This is a genomic window from Thioalbus denitrificans (assembly GCF_003337735.1).
GTDB classification, from domain to species: Bacteria; Pseudomonadota; Gammaproteobacteria; order DSM-26407; family DSM-26407; genus Thioalbus; species Thioalbus denitrificans.
The window spans coordinates 51,231-65,756 of sequence record NZ_QPJY01000001.1; the positions used below are offsets into that span (position 1 = coordinate 51,231).

Annotated in this window: 19 protein-coding genes; 5 read left to right on the forward strand and 14 right to left on the reverse strand. The window is 66.1% G+C overall.

Annotation, left to right across the window (positions count from 1 at the left end; genetic code table 11):
• The first annotated feature begins 21 nt into the window (after nt 1-21).
• Both DFQ59_RS00175 and DFQ59_RS00180 read left to right on the forward strand, forming a co-directional pair.
• A complete protein-coding gene (locus DFQ59_RS00175) occupies nt 22-975 on the forward strand; it encodes a DnaJ C-terminal domain-containing protein (RefSeq protein ID WP_114277651.1) in 954 nt (317 codons plus the stop codon).
• Nucleotides 976-979: 4 nt separating this feature from the next.
• Nucleotides 980-1,306 carry a chaperone modulator CbpM gene (locus tag DFQ59_RS00180; RefSeq protein WP_114277652.1) on the forward strand — a complete coding sequence of 109 codons (327 nt, stop codon included), beginning with the start codon at nt 980-982 and terminating at the stop codon, nt 1,304-1,306.
• A gap of 46 nt (nt 1,307-1,352) precedes the next feature.
• Here the strand turns inward: DFQ59_RS00180 and DFQ59_RS00185 are convergent, their stop codons facing one another.
• The 11 genes from DFQ59_RS00185 to DFQ59_RS00235 form a co-directional block, all read right to left on the reverse strand.
• Entirely contained in the window at nt 1,353-2,234 is an 882-nt protein-coding gene (locus DFQ59_RS00185) for a F0F1 ATP synthase subunit gamma (RefSeq protein ID WP_114277653.1), read from the reverse strand.
• Nucleotides 2,231-3,784 (reverse strand): alternate F1F0 ATPase, F1 subunit alpha, encoded by a 1,554-nt coding sequence (locus tag DFQ59_RS00190; RefSeq protein ID WP_114277654.1) that lies wholly within the window; start codon nt 3,782-3,784, stop codon nt 2,231-2,233. The genes DFQ59_RS00185 and DFQ59_RS00190 overlap by 4 nt, the downstream gene beginning before the upstream one ends.
• Nucleotides 3,781-4,611, reverse strand: a complete 831-nt coding sequence (locus DFQ59_RS00195; RefSeq protein WP_114277655.1) for a F0F1 ATP synthase subunit B family protein — start codon at nt 4,609-4,611, stop codon at nt 3,781-3,783. The genes DFQ59_RS00190 and DFQ59_RS00195 overlap by 4 nt, the downstream gene beginning before the upstream one ends.
• 3 nt (nt 4,612-4,614) lie before the next feature.
• Nucleotides 4,615-4,887, reverse strand: a complete 273-nt coding sequence (locus DFQ59_RS00200; protein ID WP_281268205.1) for a F0F1 ATP synthase subunit C — start codon at nt 4,885-4,887, stop codon at nt 4,615-4,617.
• 39 nt (nt 4,888-4,926) lie between these two features.
• Nucleotides 4,927-5,622: a F0F1 ATP synthase subunit A gene (locus DFQ59_RS00205; RefSeq protein WP_114277657.1), complete on the reverse strand. Its 696-nt coding sequence runs from the start codon at nt 5,620-5,622 to the stop codon at nt 4,927-4,929.
• Nucleotides 5,612-5,935, reverse strand: a complete 324-nt coding sequence (locus DFQ59_RS00210) for an ATP synthase subunit I (protein WP_114277658.1) — start codon at nt 5,933-5,935, stop codon at nt 5,612-5,614. The genes DFQ59_RS00205 and DFQ59_RS00210 overlap by 11 nt, the downstream gene beginning before the upstream one ends.
• Nucleotides 5,928-6,266: an AtpZ/AtpI family protein gene (locus tag DFQ59_RS00215; RefSeq protein ID WP_114277659.1), complete on the reverse strand. Its 339-nt coding sequence runs from the start codon at nt 6,264-6,266 to the stop codon at nt 5,928-5,930. Before DFQ59_RS00215 ends, DFQ59_RS00210 begins: the two co-directional genes overlap by 8 nt.
• Nucleotides 6,259-6,648, reverse strand: a complete 390-nt coding sequence (locus tag DFQ59_RS00220; protein WP_114277660.1) for a F0F1 ATP synthase subunit epsilon — start codon at nt 6,646-6,648, stop codon at nt 6,259-6,261. The genes DFQ59_RS00215 and DFQ59_RS00220 overlap by 8 nt, the downstream gene beginning before the upstream one ends.
• Nucleotides 6,638-8,074 carry a F0F1 ATP synthase subunit beta gene (gene atpD / locus DFQ59_RS00225; RefSeq protein ID WP_114277661.1) on the reverse strand — a complete coding sequence of 479 codons (1,437 nt, stop codon included), beginning with the start codon at nt 8,072-8,074 and terminating at the stop codon, nt 6,638-6,640. Before atpD ends, DFQ59_RS00220 begins: the two co-directional genes overlap by 11 nt.
• 152 nt (nt 8,075-8,226) lie before the next feature.
• The gene (locus tag DFQ59_RS00230) at nt 8,227-8,934 is read right to left on the reverse strand and encodes a Crp/Fnr family transcriptional regulator (RefSeq protein ID WP_245937129.1); all 708 of its coding nucleotides are present in this window, start codon (nt 8,932-8,934) and stop codon (nt 8,227-8,229) included.
• 215 nt (nt 8,935-9,149) lie between these two features.
• Nucleotides 9,150-9,854: a Crp/Fnr family transcriptional regulator gene (locus DFQ59_RS00235; protein ID WP_114277662.1), complete on the reverse strand. Its 705-nt coding sequence runs from the start codon at nt 9,852-9,854 to the stop codon at nt 9,150-9,152.
• 414 nt (nt 9,855-10,268) lie between these two features.
• Between DFQ59_RS00235 and DFQ59_RS00240 the strand changes: the two genes are divergently transcribed.
• From DFQ59_RS00240 to DFQ59_RS00250, 3 genes are all read left to right on the forward strand, one after another.
• Nucleotides 10,269-10,763 carry a glycine zipper 2TM domain-containing protein gene (locus DFQ59_RS00240; RefSeq protein WP_114277663.1) on the forward strand — a complete coding sequence of 165 codons (495 nt, stop codon included), beginning with the start codon at nt 10,269-10,271 and terminating at the stop codon, nt 10,761-10,763.
• Nucleotides 10,764-11,088: 325 nt separating this feature from the next.
• Complete coding sequence (locus DFQ59_RS00245; RefSeq protein WP_114277664.1) at nt 11,089-11,304, forward strand: glycine zipper 2TM domain-containing protein; 216 nt, start codon at nt 11,089-11,091, stop codon at nt 11,302-11,304.
• 150 nt (nt 11,305-11,454) lie between these two features.
• On the forward strand, nt 11,455-11,637 hold the full coding sequence (locus tag DFQ59_RS00250) for a hypothetical protein (RefSeq protein WP_114277665.1): 183 nt from the start codon (nt 11,455-11,457) through the stop codon (nt 11,635-11,637).
• 351 nt (nt 11,638-11,988) lie between these two features.
• On the opposite strand, the gene DFQ59_RS00255 is transcribed toward DFQ59_RS00250, so the two are convergent.
• From DFQ59_RS00255 to DFQ59_RS00260, 3 genes are all read right to left on the reverse strand, one after another.
• Entirely contained in the window at nt 11,989-13,314 is a 1,326-nt protein-coding gene (locus DFQ59_RS00255; protein ID WP_114277666.1) for a cation:proton antiporter, read from the reverse strand.
• A gap of 306 nt (nt 13,315-13,620) precedes the next feature.
• Nucleotides 13,621-13,752 (reverse strand): hypothetical protein, encoded by a 132-nt coding sequence (locus DFQ59_RS20425; protein ID WP_281268206.1) that lies wholly within the window; start codon nt 13,750-13,752, stop codon nt 13,621-13,623.
• A 124-nt stretch (nt 13,753-13,876) separates the two neighbouring features.
• A complete protein-coding gene (locus tag DFQ59_RS00260) occupies nt 13,877-14,293 on the reverse strand; it encodes an AF1514 family protein (RefSeq protein ID WP_114277667.1) in 417 nt (138 codons plus the stop codon).
• Nucleotides 14,294-14,526: the final 233 nt, after the last annotated feature.

Below are 14,526 nucleotides of genomic sequence, written 5' to 3' on the forward strand. Positions count from 1 at the left end.
CGGAAAATGCGGTAGGGCGCGATGGAATACAAGGACTACTACCAGGTCATGGGTGTGGCGCGCGACGCCACGCAGGAGGAGATCAAGCGCGCCTATCGCAAGCTCGCCCGGAAGTATCACCCGGACGTGAGCAAGGAGCCTGATGCCGAAGCCCGCTTCAAGGAGCTCGGCGAAGCCAACGAGGTGCTCAAGGACCCGGAGAAGCGCGCCGCCTACGATCAGCTGGGCCGGGAGTGGAAGAGCGGGCAGGAGTTCCGTCCGCCGCCGGACTGGGATGCCGGGTTCGAGTTCCGCGGGGGTGGCTATACGGCCGGCGACACCGACGAATACAGCGATTTCTTCGAAGCGCTGTTCGGCCGTGGCTTTGCGCGCGGCGGCGGAACCTCGGGTCGGCAAGCCTTCCGCATGCGCGGGGAACACCACCATGCCAAGGTGCTGATTGACCTCGAAGACAGCATGAACGGCGCAACCCGCGCCATCTCCCTGCGCATGCCGGAGCTGAGCAGGGAGGGTCATGTGGTGACCCGCGAGCGGACGCTCAACGTGCGCATTCCCAAGGGCATCCGCCCCGGCCAGCAGATTCGACTCGCCGGCCAAGGCGGGACCGGACTCGGGGGCGCGGAGCCGGGCGATCTCTATCTGGAGGTGGAGTTCCGCGAACACCCGCTCTACAGCGTAGACGGCGCGGACCTCCATCTCCTCCTGCCGGTGGCGCCCTGGGAGGCGGCGCTGGGCGCCACCATCAAGGCACCGACGCCGTCCGGGGTGGTCGACCTCAAGATTCCGGCCAACTCCAATCAGGGGCGCAAGCTGCGACTCAAGGGCCGGGGCCTGCCCGGGAAGCAGCCTGGCGACCTGTATATCGTGCTGCAGGTGGCGCTGCCGCCGGCCGACAGTGAAGTCGCCAAGTCCCTGTACCGGCAGATGGAAGACCAGCTCGGGTTCAACCCGCGCGCCACAATGGGGGTAGCCTGATCCCATGGCCGAGAGAGACCCAACCACTCCGTCCGTCGAGCTGATTGACGAACAGACGACCTTCACCCTGGCCGAGCTGTGCCGCTGCTGCGCCGTGGAGGCGGAGCTCATCGAGGCGCTGGTGGAGCACGGGATACTGGAACCGGTGGGCCGATACGGCCACCACTGGCGCTTCCCCTCCAGCAGCCTGCGCCGCACCCGCATCACCATTCACCTGCAGCGCGACCTCGGGGTCAATCTCGCCGGTGCCGCTCTGGCACTCGATCTGCTCGAGCGCCTCGAGGCGCTCGATGCCCGGTTGCGCGCCATCAAGGGTGACCGGTTGCCCTGAAGGCGCCCAGGGGCCGGTGGCCGCGGGTCAGCAACAGGGCGTCACATCACGCCTCCCCGCTCAGCGCCTCGAAGCCGGAGATGACGTCGAACAGCTCCTCGTCGATGCCACTCTGGCGCAGACGGTGGAAGGTGCCGTGGAGATCCTCCAGCAGGTCGTCGATGTTCTTGTCGGCCCGTTGCATCGCCGCCAGGCGGCTCGCGTTCTCGCTCGCGAGGGACTCGGCGCAGGCGCGAAACAGCGAGACGAAGAGGTATTCGCGAATCAGCGCCCGCAAGGCCGTGGTGGCGCTTCCCATGACCTCCGGCAGGTTTCCTGTGGGCCAGGGGCGTTCCGCCAGCCCGCGGCGCCAACGCTCGTCCAGCGGCAGCAGTCGCTGGCTGACGGGCGTGTAGGCCGTATCGGGCGTGGGTCGGTTGTAGATGAGGTGCAGCTCGGTGACTTCACCCCGGCCGCGCCGGGCCGTGCTCTCCACCAGAATTCTTCCCACCAGCGGGGTGATGGCCTTGACGGAATTCGGCACGGGAAAGAGACCCGCCAGGGGCAGGCCCGCGTCCGCCAGGCGCCCGTGAACGCGCTCCCCCACGGCCCAGACCTCCGCCCCGCCCGGCAGCGCCGTCAGCGCCTTGACCGCGTAACCGGCCACCACCTCATTGAACTGCCCCACCAGCCCCTGGTCGGAGCCGAACACGATGGCACCCGCAACCGCCGATCCGCGCTCTCGCGGCATCAGTTCCGCGGACCCGCTGCTCCGGAAACAGACGCTCAACCCAAGCTGCACGGTGCGGTAGTAGTCCCCCAGCGCGCGCACCGACTGCTCGTACTGGCCGATGCTCGACGCGGCCAGGGCCTTCATGGTGCGGACCACGGACTGCAGGTCTTCGGCGCTGGTGATCTTCCGCTGAAGGCTCGCGGCGGTGTCGCTCATGCCGCCCCCTCGGGTTCTTCACTGCTCCGGAAGGGGGCGAGCGACTCGCGGGCCAGCCCGAGGATCGTCTCCCGATCCGCGGCACTCAGCGTCTCGGCGGTCTCCAGCCGCGCGCTCACCGCCGCGGGGATCGCGGCGGCCGCCGCGCGCACGGACTGCTCGGCCTCCGTCATCCGTTCCAGCGGCAGCTCGTCGAAAAGGCCGGCGGTCAAGGCCAGCAGGATGGCCAGCTGTTCGGGGACGGACACCGGGGCGAACTCCGGCTGCTTGAGACAGGCGCGGATGCGCCGTCCATGGTCGATGACCCGGCGGGTGTTCTCGTCGATGCGGGCGCCGAACCGGGCAAAGGTTTCGAGCTCCTCGAACTGCGCATAGGCGAGCTTGAGGTCGCCCGCCACCTCGCGATAGGCCGCCCGTTGCGCCTTGCCGCCCACGCGCGAAACGGACTTGCCCACATCCACCGCGGGCAGCACGCCCAGTTCGAAGAGCGACGGCGAGAGGAAGATCTGACCGTCCGTGATGGAGATGAGGTTGGTGGGGATATAGGCGGAGATGTTCTGCGCCTCGGTCTCGATGATGGGCAGGGCGGTGAGCGACCCGCCGCCGCGCTCCCCGCGCAGGTGCGTCGCCCGTTCGAGCAGCCGGGAGTGGATGTAGAAGATGTCGCCGGGGAAGGCCTCCCGGCCCGGCGGACGGCGCAGCAGCAGCGACAGCTCGCGATACGCACGGGCATGGTGGGTCAGGTCGTCATAGACGATCAGCACATCGCGGCCCGCTTCCATGAAATGCTCCGCGATGCTGGTGGCGGCGTAAGGGGCGATGTAGGCGAGACCCGGGGGATCGTTGCCTTCGGCCACGACCACGACGCTGTACTCCATGGCGCCCGTTTCCTGCAGGGTGGCCACGGACTTCGCCACGGAGGATGCGCGCTGGCCGATGGCGCAATAGACACAGAGCACCCCTTTCCCGCGCTGGTTCAGGATGGTGTCGATGGCAATGGCGGTCTTGCCCGTCTGCCGGTCACCCAGAATCAGCTCGCGCTGCCCGCGCCCCACGGGTATGAGTGCATCGATGACCTTCAGGCCGGTCTGCAGCGGCACGGTGACGGGCGCGCGGTCCATGATCGGCGCCGCGGGGCGCTCGATGGGCAGTCGGCCGCTGGCGGGCACCGGTCCGTGGCCGTCCAGGGGCCGTCCGAGCGGGTCGATGACGCGCCCCAGCAGCCCCTCGCCCACGGCCACATCCATGACCCGGCCGGTGCGCGCCACCTCGTCACCGGCGTGAAGCTGCCCGTACTCCCCGAGCAGCACCACGCCCACTTCCTCGGGGTCCACGTTGAAGGCGATGCCGAACACCTCGCCGCGAAACTTCACCAGCTCCTCGAAACCGACGCCGGGAAGGCCGGTGACCCGGGCGATGCCGGTGGAGATGCTGGCGATCGTCCCCACCTCGTGGGGCAGCAGATCCGGCGTGAAGGCCTCGCGTCCCCAGCTCAGGCCGTCGAACGCACGGTCGAAGACCTGCCGCAACGTTTCCTCCGGCGCGCTCATCCCGTGACCCCGCCCGCTTCGGCATCCGCCCCGGGCTTCCGCTGGCCACCCTCTCCGGCGGTGGTCCTGGCCTGTTCCTTCAGCACATCGCCGACGCTCTTCTCCAGGGACGCGAGGTAATCCGCGATGCTCCAGGCGACCTTCAGTCCGTTCGTGGTGAGCTCGATGCCGCTGATGATGTCCGGCGCGGTTTCAAACTGCAGGGGGATATCCGCCGAGAAGGTCTCGTTGAGCGCCTTCCGGATGGCGGCGCGCTGGACCTCCGGCAGGCCAAAGGAACTGCGCACACGCGCCGGCGCAGAGGCGCCGGCCAGGGCCCTGGCGAGTTCCTCCTTCGCCTCGCCACCGAGATCCCGCAGGCGCTGTGTAAACACTTCGGTCATGCGCTCCTCGAGACCGACCCCGGCGAGGTCCGTCAGCGTCCTTCTGGCGATGGCAAACACCTCCTCCCGGGTGCGGCGGGTGATCTCATCGCTCAGGCTCTGCTGTTCGCGCAACACCGCGTCCTGACGTTCGCTGCGCAGGGTGTCGGCCGCCTGCCGTGCCTCGTCGAGGAGCCGCAGGCGCTCGGCGCTGGCCGCGTCGGTCGCCTGGCTCAGGAGCGTGGCACGCTCCTGGTCGAACAGCTCGTTCTTCCGCCGGTACTCATCACGCTCCCTCGTGGCTTCCGCCCGCTTCCCGTCGGCGTCCGCCAGCTCCGCGGCAATCCGCTTCTCCCGGGCGTCAATGGCGTGGAGGATGGGCTTGTAGAGAAAGCGCTTCAGCAGCCACACCAGGATGATGAAGTTGAGCGCTTGCGCACCAACCGTGAACCAGTCGACCAACATGGGCTACTGTCCCGCCACCTGGGCGATGGCGTGATTCCAGAAGGGGTTGGCGAAGATGAGAATCATCGAGACCACGAAGCAGTAGATGGCCGTGGACTCGATCATCGCCAGACCGACGAACAGGGTGCGGGTGATGGTGGCCGAAGCGTCGGGTTGCTGGGCCAGCGAGGTCAGCGCCGCCGCCACCGACCGCCCTTCGCCCAGAGCCGGCGCCATGGTGCCGAAGCCGGTGGTGAGGCCGGCGATGGCGATGGAGGCCACTGCGATAATCGTCATGCTATCCATAGTGTGTCCTTCGCTTGTCTCGTTGCAGGTTCAAGGCGCGGGCCCCTGCTGGTGCGCGGGCTTGCGGCTCCGCGTCGCGGCCGCGATGTAGACCGTTGCCAGGATGAAGAAGATATAGGCCTGCACCATGCCGGTGAGCAGGCCGAGCGCAGTCATGACGATGGGAAAAATGAAGGGCGTGATGGCCAGCAGAATCCCGATGATCATCGCCCCACTCATCATGTTGCCGAACAGGCGCACGGCCAGGGCCAGGGTGCGCGAAACCTCGCTGATGATGTTGAAGGGCAGCATGATGAGCGTCGGTTCCACGTAGGATTGGAGGTAGCCGCGCAGGCCCTGCTCCTCGATGCCGAACAACGGCACGGCAACGAACACGCAGAGGGCAAGGGCCACGGTGGTGGAGAGGGAACCGGTCGGCGGATCGTAGCCGGGAATGATGGTGCAGAGGCTGGCCGTGGCGATGAGCAGAAAGAGCGTGCCGAGGAAACCGAGATACCTCTCAGGGTGGTGAAGGCCCACCTCCTCGATCTGCTTCTCGATGGCGGTGACGACGATCTCCAGGAGGTTCTGCCAGCGGGATCGTTCCAGCCCCGTGGAGAGCCTGCGGGTGACGAGCGCTGACCCGACGGCCAGAAGCAACATCAGTCCCCACGTAAATACGATGGTGGCGTTGAGCTTGAGAAACCCGTATTGCCAGAAGATGATCTCGTCGGGACTAAGGCGCATGACCGGCCTCCCGCTCGCGGGACGCCACCGGCGGGCCGGTGAAGCGCATGACGAGAAAGCGCGCGACGAGGAATCCGAGCAGGCAGCTCAGCATCCGCTCCCCTTGACCGCCAGCGACCCCATAGAACCCGGCGACCCCATAGAACCCGGCGAGGACCAATCCGGTCCGCAGCAGCAGGCTGCCCAGAAACCACGCCGCCGGATGGCCGGAGGAAACGCCCTTGCGCACCGTCCACCAGAGCCCGCCAAAGAAGAGGGTTCCGAGCAGCGCGCCGGCCATGAGTGCCAGCGCCAGGGACAGAGGTTCACTCATCTTCGTCTTCCTGATCGTTGCGCATCGCCTTGTCTTCCCGGGTGACCCAATGCCACGCATTCAGACAACCGATGGTGAGTCCGGCCACCAGCAGCGCCAGCGTCCAGGAGTGGCTTCCCGGATGATGGTTGTCCAGCCAGCCGCCGAGCGCCGCGCCGAGCAATGTCGGAACCACCACCGACCACCCAACCAGCCCCATCATGCCCAGCCCGAACCAGACGCCCTGCGTGGCATCGCGCCGCGCCCTGAGCTTTCGTTCGGCCTTCGTCCCCACCTGCCGGGCGAATGACGACCGGTCCTTCAACGCACCTGGTGGCCGCTTGTCATTCATGCTGGAAAGTCGCGAAGCGACGCAGGAAGCCGGTTTCCAGCTTGTCCATCACCGAGCGCACGCTCTGCTCGTGGTCGTCGAGGGTCAGGAACTCCTGCTCCACGACCGCGCGCAGTTGACCGAGATCCTCGGCGCCGAGCGCCCGGCGCACGGAGACGAGCACATCCGCACCGGTCTTGACCAGGATCCCTTCATCCACGGCCAGGCAAACCTCGCCTTCGAGGTCGGTTTCGTAGATGAGGATTCCCGGTGCGAGGGCCGCCACGCAATCGAGCCGGTGGGGCAGGAGTCCGAAGGCACCCTCGGGTGTCTCCGCGACGATGCGCGATACCCCGGTCTTCTCGGCGAAAATCTGAAACGGCAGGAGTACCTTAAGCGTCATTCCCGGGTGTGACATGCCTGGCCTCCGTTGCGGGGTTCGCGCCCGGCTTCGCTTCGTCTATCGCTCCGATCATGTAGAGGGCGCTCTCCGGGTAGTCCTCGAACTCGTCGCGCAGGATCCGCTCACAGCCCTCCAGCGACTGCTCCAGCCTGACGAGCCGGCCCTTGATGCCGGTGAACTGCTCGGTCGTGAAGAACGGCTGGGTGAGGAACCGCTCCAGGCGCCGGGCACGCGCCACCACGTTGCGGTCCCCCGGCGACAGTTGCTCCAGGCCGAGCATGGAGATGATGTCCTTGAGCTCCGCGTACTGTGCCAGGGTGCGCCGGATCTCCTGGGCGATGCGGTAGTGCCGCTCACCGACGACACCCGGCGTGGCCATCCGGGAGCTGGATTGCAGCGGATCGATGGCCGGGTAGATGCCCTCGCTCGCCCGCTTGCGCGACAGCACGATGGACGCGGAAAGATGGGAAAAAGTGTGGACCGCCGCCGGGTCGGTGAAGTCGTCCGCCGGGACATACACCGCCTGGATGGAGGTGATGGCGCCGGTATCGGTGTTGGCGATGCGCTCCTCCAGCCCCGACAACTCGGTACCCATGGTGGGCTGATAGCCCAGGCGCGAGGGCATCTGCCCCAGCAGGCCGGACACCTCCGCGCCGGCCTGGATGAACCGGAAGATGTTGTCGATGAGCAGCAGCACATCGCGATGCTCGTCATCGCGGAAATATTCGGCCATGGTCAGTGCCGCATGGCCGACGCGGAAGCGGCTGCCCGGCGGCTCGTTCATCTGCCCGAAGATCATCACCATGTTCGGCAACACGCCCGCGTCCTCCATCTCGCGGTAGAGTTCCTCCCCTTCGCGGCAACGCTCGCCGATGCCGCAGAATATGCTGACGCCCTCCTGGTGGCCGATCATGTTGTGGATCATTTCGGTGAGCAGCACCGTCTTGCCCACACCCGCGCCGCCGAACAGGCCCGCCTTGCCGCCGCGCTCCAGCGGCACCAGCACGTCGATGACCTTGATGCCCGTCTCGAAGATCTCCGAGCGGGTGGAACGCCGGGCCAGAGCCGGCGGGGCGCGATGCACGGAACGCCATTGGATGTCCGTGGGCGCGGGCTGGCGGTCGATGGCGTTTCCGAACACGTCGAACATCCGTGAGAGCACCCCTCTTCCCACCGGCGCCATCAGCGGACCGCCCGTGTCCCGCACCGCCATGCCGCGCGCCAGACCCTGGGTGGGCGTCAAGGCGATGCCGCGCACGCTGCGCGCGTCGCGCTGCGCCAGAACTTCTATGACGATTTTCCCTTCATCACCCGCGCGCAGAATCGAATAGATGGGCGGCAGCCGCGCCTCGAACGCCATGTCCACGACGCTGCCGCGCACCGAGACCACCACGCCAAGATTTGACAGACCGGTTTGGGCTTCCATGCTGGGCTCCTGCATGCTTATCGGTCAGTTTAGTTCAGATGCACGGGATAGCTTCGTCAGGGCGTCTGGCGCCCCGGGTTGGCGCATGAAGAAGGCCGTCAACTCGGGGGATTGACGTGCGAGCGGCGGGCGGAATGACAGCCCGGTTGATGCTACCCCATGATGCGGCCGTAGGTAGCCCTGTCGGCCGCATAGCAGCCGCAGGAAGCGGTCTCCAGGCCGCGGCGATCGAGAATCGTGATGTCCCCGCGACGGTAGCGGATCAGTTCGCGCTGCTGCAGGGAGTTGGCGGCCTTGGTCACGCCGACGCGACGCACGCCGAGCATGTGGGCCATGAACTCGTGCGTCACATGAAACCGGTCGGCGTGCGCCCGGTCCTGCGTCATCAGCAGCCAGCGCGCAAGGCGCGCCTCCAGCAGGTGGAAACGACTGCAGGACGCCTTCCGGGCAAGTTGGCCCATCACCACATAGAGGTAGCGCTTCAGCTGACGTTGGAGCGCGGGGCTCAGCGCGAGCGCCTGCCTGAATGGCTCACTGTCCATGCGCAGAGCGGGCCCCGGACCCTGCACCACCGCGTGCAACGGTGAAACGTCCACACCGAGGACGAGTGAGACCCCGAGCATGCCTTCGTCGCCAACCAGCCCCACTTCGAGGCTGGTGCGGCCGTCTGCCGGCGTGGTCAGCGCGATGAAGCCTTGCGTAGGAAAGTAGACGTGACGGATCGGCGTGCCGGGGTCGGCCAGGATCTCGGCGAAAGCCAGCTCGACCAATTCACAACCCGACAGGAACCGCACGCGGTCCTTGCGTGGCAGCGCCATGAGCAGGCGATTGGCGGCAGGCTGGATCCGGGGGGATGGCACTGGGGTCTCTCCCTTGTGTTGGGCCAACCGGGCGCGCGGCATACCGAACAGCGGTAGTGGCATGGGGATGCCGGACACACCCGCGAGTGACGGACCTCACCCATGGAGGCACAGGGAAGCATGGCGCCAAACCCAGCCGGTGTCTGGGCGGTAGCGTACAAAGCCGGTGGACAGCCGGCGGCGCGCAAGGAGCGGTGGAAGTACGGGCGAAGGGCCTACAGGAGCAGGCGGTCGAACTCCTTCCTGACCACGGCGTAGCACTCGCAGGCCCGCGCCTCCAGCCCGGCCCGGTCGACCACGGTGATGTGGCCGCGGTGGTAGGTGATCAGGCCGGCCCGCTGCAGGTTGCCGGCGGCCGCGGTGACGCCTTCGCGGCGCACCCCGAGCATGTTGGCGATCAGCTCCTGGGTCATGACCAGTTCGTCCGACTGCAGGCGATCGTGGCTCAACAGCAACCAGCGGCAGAGCTGCTGATCGAGGGTGTGGTGACGGTTGCACACCGCCGTCTGTCCCATCTGGGTGAGCAGCGCCTGAGTATAGCGCAGCAGGAGATGCTGCAGCCCGCCGGAGTGGTTGAACTCATCCTTGAGCAGCTGACCCTTCAGCCGATAGGCGTGTCCGGCACTCTGGACGAGGGCCCGGTTGGGCATGGTCTCTCCACCCATGAACAGGGCGACGCCGATGATGCCCTCGTTGCCCACCACGGCGATCTCGGCCGATGCGCCATCCTCCATGACATAGAGCAGCGAGACGATGGAATCAGTGGGGAAGTAGACATGGCGCAGTTCGCTGCCGGACTCGTAGATCACCTGGCCGAGGGGCAGCGGGACCAGTTCCAGCCCGGGCTCAAGCCGGGCAAACTCCTCCGCCGGCAGGGCGGCAAGAAGGTGGTTCTGGCGTGGGGAGCTGGGGATTGTCATGGGCGAACATCCAGTCGTCGTAGGCGAACCGTCGGTTCATCGATAGTCCAATCCTTGGTCACGTCCGAACGGGTACACACGAGTAACTGTGGGGTGAACCCCGTGAGGAAATTGTAGCCGGAAGCCGGCGCCTTTCAAGCGTGTCCCAGGCGACCCCGGACGGGCGCCACCCTCCTGCTCACCGGCCCCCGGTCGGGATACCGCGGGACACGGTGCAATGAGCGCCAGCGTACAGAGAAGGTCCTTGAATCGGAAGATGATGGAAGAACAGGGAGAAGCGCCCCCCAGCCGGACGTGCGCCATGGAGTGACGACCCATCCGGCGACGGTTACAGGCCATCAAGGGGCACCTCTGCGACTGCGACGCCGGCTCCGCCGGCACGCAACCCCTGACAAATCCTTAAGGAGATAGCTCATGAAATACATCAAGGAGAGCGGCACGGTACTCGGCCTGGTGGGCATCCTCGCCCTTGGCGCCTGCGCACCCATGGCCAGTCAGAACAATGCACCGAACTACGACGGGGCCTCCAGCCAGGGCAACAACTACTCGGACGCGTACACCCGCTCCGCGTACGGGGTGGTCGAGTCCATCGAGCGGGAGAACCAGGGCAACGGAGGCATTGGCGGCAGCGGCCTCGGCATGGGCACCGTCGCCGGCGCGGTGGTCGGCGGCGTGGTTGGCCACCAGGTGGGCTCCGGATCCGGCAACACGGCGGCGACGGTCATCGGCGCGGCGGGTGGCGCCTATGTGGGCCACCAGTTGGAGAAGCAGCAGCAGAGCCCCGATGCATACAGGATCACCATCCGGATGGAGGACGGGACCTATCAGTCTCTGATCCAGGCAACTGACCCCGGTCTGCGCGTGGGCGACCGGGTGCGGATCGACAACGGTGTCGTGCGCCGCTATTGAAGCCGGCAGGGGCGTGGCCATCCAGCGCCTGTGTTCGGTAGCAGACAGACGGCGTCGGCCATTCCCCCTATCCTGTAATTGTCGGAGCGAACAGAGGTGTGAGGTCTGCACCGATGCAGAGCGCAATGAAAGAATCTGGCGCGCTCCCGGCGGAGTGAAGCAGGTGCCCGGCGTTGCTTGCCCATGCACCGCATCACCCCACCGGACAAGGCAAGGAGAGCAAACAGACCCAGCATCGACCTCGGCGCAGTGCGGTGCAATCGCACATCGCCGTCGGCGATGTACGCAGTATCGGAAGCAAGATGTTGGAGTATGAGGCCATACCATGAAGCGTTATCAGAAGGTCGTGCTCAGCACAATGGTGGCAGCAATGCTGCTCGGCTTGGCCGGTTGTTCCGGCATGTCATCACAGGATAAGAACACCGCGGTCGGCGCGGGTATCGGTGCTGTCGGCGGTGCGGTTCTGACGGGCGGCAGTGCAGTTGGAACCGTCGGCGGCGCAGCCGTGGGCGGCTTCATCGGCCACGAAATGAACCAGTAAGCGATGTTTGCGGTTCGGCATTGCGACGCACCGACTTCCGCGGGGCGGGCGGTGCATCGCAAACGCCAGGGACTCTGATCCCCCCGACGAGGCTGAACCTCCCGGTCGGGCTTTTCTTGTAAGCAGATCCCATCCAGGGGAGTACCGGTGATGAAACCGCATGTGGGTCCAAGGGCGCTCCTGGCGCTGGGCGTGTTGCTCGCCACCCTGTCAGGTTGTCAGCAGGAAGGCCCGGCAGAGCAGGCCGGCAAAGAGGTCGACAAGGCCATGTCGAACATCGGCGAGCAGATGGAAAAGGCCGGTGAAGAGGTCCAGGACTCGGTGCAGCGGTAGTCGGAGAAGGAGCGAAGGAACAGACTTCTGGCTTTGCGGAAAGATTCGTGGGTGCAGGAACGACAACCGATTCTCGCCAGGACGCCAATTTCGCCCAGGAAGCGCGCCTGTTGTGCAGGCGCCTTCAGCGACGCGTATGAGCCAGGCTGCCTGCGTAAACCGCCTCCAACCACCCTGGGCCGAATCTACCCCCTGCATCCCCGTCTCCTTCTTCCGGCATGGCCGCCTCCTTCCTTGGCGATCTTTGCGCCTAGGCGAGAACAACGCGAAGCATCCGGTTCCGGGAAAATCGGTCGCAAACGTTCCCCCGCCACCTTCAATCGTCCATGGATATCTTCCCCGAGCCAATCGCTACGCGCCCTGACGCGCCTTTCGTCGCCGGTAGAGATGCATCATCGGCCGCACGGTGATGCCATGGAACAGGATGGACACAACCACCACCGCGAGCGTGATGGCCGTGATCGGTTCGGCCAGGGAAAGGGGCAGGCCCTGATGAACGGCGTACATCAGGTAGTAGACCGAGCCGATGCCCCGGATTCCGAACCAGGCGATCATGAGCCGCTGATCCCGGGACACAGGCGCGCCGAGAAGCCCCAGCCACACGGACGCGGGGCGAATGGCCAGGAACAGCAGCGCCAGGAACACGAGCGCGCGGGCGGGCAAGTGGGTGAAAGGCAGCATGGCTCCCACCACCAGCACCACCGCCAACTCGCCGATTCGCTCCAACTGCTCGTTGAAGCCCCGGACCGCCACCATCATGTAGGCGCTGGTGTGATCAGCCTGGATCGCCTGGGCGGCCCGCCGTTCATCGGCGGGGGCGTCGGGCTGTGGCCCGGCGGCCTTCGCCCCGGGCGCCACAATCCGTCGCGACTGCTCCCTCACCCGCTGCAGGGCGAGACCTGCCGCAAACACGGCCAAAAAGCCGTAGGTGTGGGCAAGCACGGCAAACCCGTAGGCGAGCGCGATGAGGCCCAGGGCCAGGAACTCGTCCAACCCGACGGATTCCTGATGGCGAGCGCGCAGATAGACCACCAGCCTGCCGATCAACGCGCCCATCGCGGTGCCGATGAGCAGGCCGCCGGCGGTGGCCCAGAGGACGTCCACCGCCAGCCAGCGCCAACCCCATGCGCCCAGGTCGTGCAACCCCAGCAGTCCGAGACCCAGCATCACGAACGGAAAGGCGGCACCGTCGTTGAAACCACCCTCCCCCGTCAGACTGAAGCGCAGACGGTCGCGGTCTCCCGATGACTCCACCTGGACGGCTGCGGCGAGCACCGGGTCGGTCGGGGCGAGGATCGCGCCCAGCAGGATGGCTCCGCCGATCGGGAGACCCAGCCCCACTACGGCGATGGCGGCGATGAACGACACGGTCAACGTCATGGACACGAAGGCCAGACGCAACGGCAACAGCCAGTGACGATTCGACAGGGGAAGTCCCAGCTTCAGACCGGCGGAGAACAGCGAGATCAGGACCGCCGCCTCGGCCACCCGTTCCAGGAGGGCCGCGTGATTCAGCGGGTGGGGCGTCAGGACCGCCCACCCGGCCGGCCCCAGGGCGAAACCGCCTGCCAGGTAGAGCATGGCGGTGCTCAGCGGCAGTCGTTTCAGGAGGGTGCCGGACAACACCATGGCGATGAGCAGCACGCCGATGATAAGGACCCAGAGTGCGACGGTCATGGCCGGTGGGGTGACTCTACTGAAGGTGAAGGGCTGCCGGAGACACTCCGGCCCGGCGACACCGGGACCACACCCGCGTGCCAGCGCTCGCCGAAGGGGTCGAAGGGCTCTACCTCAATCCAGCGCTACGGGTACAGGCGCCTCCACCTTACGTGGTCGAGAATTACCGTGCGTTCGGAAGCCGCATGCAATCAAAGGGCGGTCGTGGCCCCGCCATCATGACCCCGGCTGCTTCCGCAGCGGCCTTTGGCTTCTTCCCGGCCGTGCTTCCTCTCGCCTCGGCAGTGCGCAGCACAAGGGGTGGACTCAAGGCGCCTTGACGATAAAGGGGGCGCCATCGCCGGCATGCTTCTTCGCCTGCTTGGCGGCCTTTCTCTCCTTCGGCGTCAAAATGGGCTGCTTCTTCGCTTCCCGGTTGGATTTCTGGGGTCTGGACATCTGGGTTCACTCCTGAACTTGCCGGAGGGACACACCACGGTGAAGTCGTCGTGGCCGAGGTGGTGCATCCACAGTATTGGGCCCGTGGCGGGGTTGCCACGTCCCCGGCGAAATGGCCTGAACATCAGAACTGGTCGGCCAACCATCCGTCCAGGGGCGTACAGGCCTCGGGGGTGGGCCTGGTGGCGGTTTTCCCCAGGATGGGGGTGAAGCACAGATATTCATTGCCGTGGCCGTCCGACAGGTTGCGCAGGGGCATTTCACCCAGAGTCTCGTAGCCGGACGCGTCCATCATGATGAACTGGTATTCATCCCCCACGCTGATCTCCAGGCTGCCGCCATTGCCGGCGCCGAATTTCTTCCACCACGTTGCCGGGTTGGAGCCGTCGAAATAGGGCGGAGACTCCTGGGCGCCGAGTCGATGCCACGCCATGATGGTGGGGTCCTGCATCTGCTTTTCCCTGGCAAGCTCCTTTGCGAGCAGACTTGCGCTCTGGTAGTTGAGGGCGGTTCCCTGATGGTCGATGTGAGCGTTTTGCATCTTTATCTTCCTTCCGGATATGGAAATTCCGGGAGAGGCGGCGGCGAGGTTGCCGCTTGACCTGTGACACCAGCATGCACCTATTACCGAGCGTTGTCGTCAACTATTTTCATGGTCAATCTCTCGCCGCCTGTCCGTCATTAGAAGACCGGTGCAGCAAAGGCTCCGGCACAACGCTCAATGCCGGAGCCTGCTACGAGGAAATGAGGGGAACCGGCGCGACGGCCGATGGG